7 protein-coding genes are annotated in these 5358 nt (G+C 57.2%); 3 read left to right on the forward strand and 4 right to left on the reverse strand.

Going from position 1 to position 5358, the window contains the following annotated elements:
* The 4 genes from B4F73_RS04995 to B4F73_RS05010 all read right to left on the reverse strand — a co-directional run.
* Window positions 1-806: 3-hydroxybutyryl-CoA dehydrogenase (locus tag B4F73_RS04995; RefSeq protein WP_290480886.1), on the reverse strand; the 806-nt coding region annotated here is incomplete at its 3' end.
* Between the two features lie 170 nt (window positions 807-976).
* Window positions 977-1678: an SDR family oxidoreductase gene (locus B4F73_RS05000; protein WP_290482642.1), complete on the reverse strand. Its 702-nt coding sequence runs from the start codon at window positions 1676-1678 to the stop codon at window positions 977-979.
* Window positions 1679-1772: 94 nt separating this feature from the next.
* Entirely contained in the window at window positions 1773-2702 is a 930-nt protein-coding gene (locus B4F73_RS05005; RefSeq protein ID WP_290482643.1) for an electron transfer flavoprotein subunit alpha/FixB family protein, read from the reverse strand.
* A complete protein-coding gene (locus B4F73_RS05010; protein WP_034814577.1) occupies window positions 2702-3448 on the reverse strand; it encodes an electron transfer flavoprotein subunit beta/FixA family protein in 747 nt (248 codons plus the stop codon). Before B4F73_RS05010 ends, B4F73_RS05005 begins: the two co-directional genes overlap by 1 nt.
* Before the next feature lie 253 nt (window positions 3449-3701).
* On the opposite strand from B4F73_RS05010, the gene B4F73_RS05015 reads away from it, so the two are divergent.
* The 3 genes from B4F73_RS05015 to B4F73_RS05025 all read left to right on the forward strand — a co-directional run.
* Entirely contained in the window at window positions 3702-4460 is a 759-nt protein-coding gene (locus B4F73_RS05015; RefSeq protein ID WP_290482644.1) for a YebC/PmpR family DNA-binding transcriptional regulator, read from the forward strand.
* Window positions 4461-4568: 108 nt separating this feature from the next.
* Window positions 4569-5189, forward strand: a complete 621-nt coding sequence (locus B4F73_RS05020; RefSeq protein WP_290482645.1) for a hypothetical protein — start codon at window positions 4569-4571, stop codon at window positions 5187-5189.
* 5 nt (window positions 5190-5194) lie between these two features.
* A partial coding sequence (locus B4F73_RS05025; protein ID WP_290482646.1) for a transcriptional regulator occupies window positions 5195-5358 on the forward strand: 164 nt, incomplete at its 3' end.

Here is a 5358-nt window from a genome sequence, read left to right on the forward strand (position 1 = left end):
GCTTCAACATATTTCACGAGCAATGGACACGGTCTGTATTTGGTGTCGGCAAGACCATCATGCAAAACTTGCATGATCGACAGACATGTATCGAGACCGATGAAGTCGGCAAGCGTCAACGGCCCCATCGGATGATTTGCGCCCAGGCGCATCGCCGTATCAATGCTTTCAACCGTGCCTACACCCTCGTAGAGAGCGTAGACGGCCTCATTGATCATGGGCACAAGGATCCGGTTGACGATAAAGGCCGGGTAGTCCTCGGCATTCGTGGTCGTCTTCTCTAGGCGCCCTGCAAACTCGATGGCGGTTTCGTAGGTTTCCTGATCCGTTGCGAGCCCACGGATCACTTCAACCAGCTTCATCAGCGGAACGGGATTCATGAAGTGAAGCCCGATAAACCGTTCGGGACGGTCGGTGACGGACGCAAGCCGGGTGATCGAAATGGACGACGTATTCGTCGCCAGAAATGTGCTCGTAGGCACGATTTCGCAGAGTGAACGAAAGATCTGTTCCTTGATTTCCCGGCGCTCTGTGGCGGCCTCAATAACAAGGTTGGCGGCCTCATGGTCCTTCAAGACAGTTGTCGGCTTAATGCGCCCGAGCGCAGTATCCATATCGCCCTGATTGTATTGTCCCCGCCCAACCTGGCGGGCCATATTACGTTCAATCGCTTTCATGCCTTTGGCGAGAGACTCTTCGGAAATATCGCTGAGAACGACGTCGTATCCGGCTAGCGCGCTGACATGGGCGATACCATTCCCCATCTGGCCCGCGCCAATCACGCCAATTGTCTTCAGGTCTGCCATAAGTCTCGTCCAGATCGTCGTAAAAGAGAGATGTCATATCCTGTTTGTGCAGTGCGTCAAACACAAGTCTGGGATGCAGTCGCCGCGGGTATATCCGCAATCCTGCAAGATGGTCCCGCCCGCAGACGGTCCGACAACACCGAAGCGGGAAACTCAGGATCGATCCCGCGCTACGCGGTGTAAATCATCCTGCGCCTCATGCCGCCGTCCACTGTCAGCACCTGCCCCGTCACAAAGCCGGCACCAGACAGGTAGACCACCGCATCCACGATATCTTCGACTTCCCCCGCTCGACCGACTGGATGCTGCGCGTGTGCCTCACCAGACAGCACGTCACCAGTTGAATTGATCCAGCCGGGCGCAATTGCGTTGGCCCTGACATCCGGCCCGAGACCGATGGCCAGCGCATGCGTCAGGCCAATGATTCCGCCCTTAGCCGCCGCATACCCATAGGTGTCCGGCTCCGACTGATAGGCTCGGGTCGATGTCATATTGACGATACTGCCCTTGGCAGCGCGCAAACAAGGCATGCATTCTCGCGCCATCAGGAAACTGCCGTTCAGGTGCGGTGCGATCCAGCTATTCCAGTCATTGAGACTCATCTCCTCCAGAGGACCGGCGACCGGGTCGGCTGGCCCGCCATTGTTCACGAGCAGGTCAAGCTGTTCGAACCCTGCTTCTGCGACCGCGGCGCGAATACTCTCTTCGGATGACAGGTCACACCAAATCGGCTGAATCCCGACTTTCGGGAGCGAGGCAAGACCATCATGATCGATATCCAGCGCAGCGACGCGCCAATCTTCATTGGCAAAATGCACGGCAATTGCACGGCCGATACCCGACGCTGCACCTGTTACGATGACTGTTCGCATGCAATCTCCTGATCATGGCTTAGCTCGCTCTATACAAAACAACCCGCAACTCCCCTAAGGAGTTGCGGGTTGAATTCAGTCAGGGCTGAAAAGCTTACAGCGCCTCGGTCAGTTCCGGGACGGCATTGAAGAGGTCTGCAACCAGGCCATAATCGGCGACCTGGAAAATCGGAGCCTCTTCGTCCTTGTTGATCGCGACAATGATCTTGGAGTCCTTCATACCAGCAAGGTGCTGGATGGCCCCGGAGATGCCGACAGCAACATACAGTTCAGGCGCAACGATTTTGCCGGTCTGGCCCACCTGATAATCGTTCGGGGCGTAGCCCGCATCGACAGCGGCGCGCGAAGCGCCGACAGCTGCTTCCAGCTTGTCAGCCAGCGGCACGATCAGGCGGTCAAATTCTTCTTTCGAGCCCAGCGCGCGGCCACCGGACACGACGCGTTTCGCGCCAGCCAGTTCCGGACGGTCGGATTTGACCATCTGCTCCGACACGAATTCGGATTTGAATGGTCCTGCAGGTGCATCTGCTGCTTCGACCGAAGCCGAACCATCTTCACCAGCAGCTTCGAACGCCGTGCCACGAACCGTGATGACTTTCTTCGCATCGGAAGACTTCACCGTCAGGATGGCGTTGCCGGCATAGATCGGACGCTCGAACGTGTCGGTGTCGATGACATCCGTGATATCCGACAGCTGCATGACGTCCAGCTTGGCCGCGATACGCGGAGCCATGTTCTTGCCCGTCGTCGTAGCCGGGATGAAAACGGCGTCATAGCCGGACATCATTGGCACAACGAGGGCTTCCATGGCTTCCGCCAGTTGCTTTGCAACCGAGGCGCCATCCACGTGAACGACCTTGCGGACACCGGAAACCTTGGCAGCAGAAGCTGCCACGTCGCCTGCGCCTTCGCCAGCCACCAGGATGTCTACGTCGCCGCCAAACTTTGCAGCTGCGGTAACAACTTTGTGGGTCGCGTCGTTCAGGGACGCATTGTCGTGTTCAGCAATAACCAGAACAGCCATTAGATCGCTCCTGCTGATTTGAGTTTCGAAACAAGCGTCGCAACGTCTTCGACCTTTTCACCCGCCTCGCGCACAGGCGGCTCAGTCACTTTCACAACTGACAGGCGCGGCGAGATGTCGACGCCATAATCGCCGGGAGCTTTCTCATCGATTGGCTTCTTCTTCGCCTTCATGATGTTTGGCAGAGACGCGTAGCGCGGCTCGTTAAGGCGCAAATCGACGGTGACAATTGCCGGTGTGGCCAGTTTCACGGTCTGCAGGCCGCCATCGACTTCGCGGGTCACGGTCAGGGCGTCGCCGTCCTTCTCGATCTTGTAAGCGAATGTGCCTTGTGGCCAGTCCAGCAACGCTGCCAGCATCTGGCCGGTCTGGTTGGAATCATCGTCAATGGCCTGCTTGCCGAGGAGCACCAGGTCCGGGCTCTCTTCTGCAACAACTTTTGCAAGGATTTTCGCAACAGCCAGCGGTTCGACGGTTTCGTCCGTATTGATCAAGATGCCGCGGTCGCCGCCCATGGCCAGCGCTGTGCGAATGGTTTCCTGAGCCTGTTTCGGACCGATGGACACGATCACAACTTCGGTCGCCGTGCCGGCTTCCTTCATGCGAACTGCTTCTTCGACAGAAATCTCGTCAAATGGGTTCATCGACATTTTGACGTTTGCGAGATCGACACCCGTCTGATCGGGCTTCACCCGAACTTTGACGTTATAGTCGATGACGCGTTTGACCGGTACCAGGACCTTCATACAACCGCTCCAGACATAGTTGGAATTAAACTCGTGTGGGGTGTGCCTAACGCCCGCGCAGAAAAGACGCAAGGTTGACGTTGACGTAAGTGTCAATTTGGCGCGGAAAATTTTGCAAAGCTCGCTCCTATGTGCGGCAGAAATACAATTCCCTGCCCCAGATAGCCCGTCGCACACGGGGAGCTTGGCCGTTTTGCAAACCTGCGCTAAACGCCTCCCTTCTCCTGATCAGACCAAATTCGAAGAGGGCGCCATGGCAGGCCATAGTAAATGGGCAAATATCCAGCACCGCAAAGGCGCACAGGACAAGAAGCGCGCCGTACTCTTCGCGCGCCTGTCAAAAGAGATCACGATCGCGTCCAAGATGGGCGGACCAGATCCGGACGGGAATCCACGCCTTCGCCTTGCGATTCAGAACGCCAAGGGCCAGTCCGTCCCCAAGGACAATATCCAGCGCGCCATCGACAAGGGCCAGGGAGGCGGCGGCGAAGACTATGTGGACATCCGCTATGAAGGCTTCGGGCCCGGCGGTGTTGGCGTAATCGTCGAGGCGTCAACGGACAACAAGAACCGTACGGCGACCGATGTGCGCACAGCCTTTTCGAAGAATGGCGGCAATCTCGGCGAAACGGGCTCTGTCTCGTTCAGTTTCGATCAGGTTGGCGAGATCGAGTATCCTGCGAGCGTGGGCACCGAAGACGAAGTCATGGAAGCGGCGATCCTTGCGGGCGCTCAGGACGTGGAATCAGACACCGAAAGCCACTGGATCTACACGGCTCGCGAAGACCTCCAGACCGTAGCCGACGCGCTGACTGAACATTTCGGCGCAGATGTCGAAGCCAAGTCGACGAAATTGATCTGGAAACCGCAGAGCAATATCCCCGTGGACGGCGACGCGGCCGACACGTTGATGAAGCTGCTGGACGTGCTCGACGAATTGGATGACGTGCAGAATGTCTACGACAATTCCGAACTGTCCGACGCCGAAATGGCCCGCCTCGCCGAGGGCTAAGTCAATCTTCTGACCAAACACAAAGCTCCGTTTGGCAGCCATTTGGGTTGCTTGACATTCTTCGATACGATTATACTTTGTTTTTCAAAGTTATTTGTGGAGACGAAAATGAACCCTCAATCCCTCACCGATGATCTTGCCTATGTGCGCGATCTGGCAGAAGCCGGACAGAAGGCACCGCTTCTCGGCGGACGCTTCCTGATCTTGTGGGGCGCGCTGACCACACTGGCCTATCTCGGTCACTACGCCATCGCGACGGGCATGTGGGGTCTTTCGCCCATGGCGTTCGCGTTCCTCTGGATCGGCTATGTCGTCCTCGGCATGGGCGGCATGTTCATCATGCAGGCAGGCTTCTCTGCCCACAAGCCGGGCGCCGCCTCAGTGGGAAATCAGGTTTCTCGCATCGTTTGGCAGGCGGCAGGCTATTTTCTTGGCGCCTACTTCATGGGAGCCTTCATTTCGGCCCTGTTGGGCCAAGGTACCGCCGCCTTCATGTGGTCAGTCCCAATGGTGATCGGACTCTATGGCCTGGCCCAATACGTATCCGGCGTGATGGCACAAAACCGTATCCTCTCTTTCAGCGGCAGTGCCGCCATGGCCAGCACATTGCCAGCGGTGCTCCTCATGCAGACGCCTTATATCGTGCTTCTCGGATCAGCTGTAGCGGCGCTCTGTGTCCTGTTACCCGGCCTTCTATTGATGCGGAACGAACCCTCGGAAACAGTGTAACGCCCATGCCCGAGAAAAACCCCTTCAATCATAACGACATCGACGATGTCATCCATGGGCGTCTCCGCCTCGGCATCATGGCGTACCTATCCAGTGTCAGTCCCGCCATTTTCGGAGAGCTGCGCGACAAGGTCGCAGCGACAGATGGAAACCTGTCCACGCATTTGCG

Source organism: Hyphomonas sp. UBA3601, assembly GCF_002375605.1.
GTDB lineage: Bacteria > Pseudomonadota > Alphaproteobacteria > Caulobacterales > Hyphomonadaceae > Hyphomonas.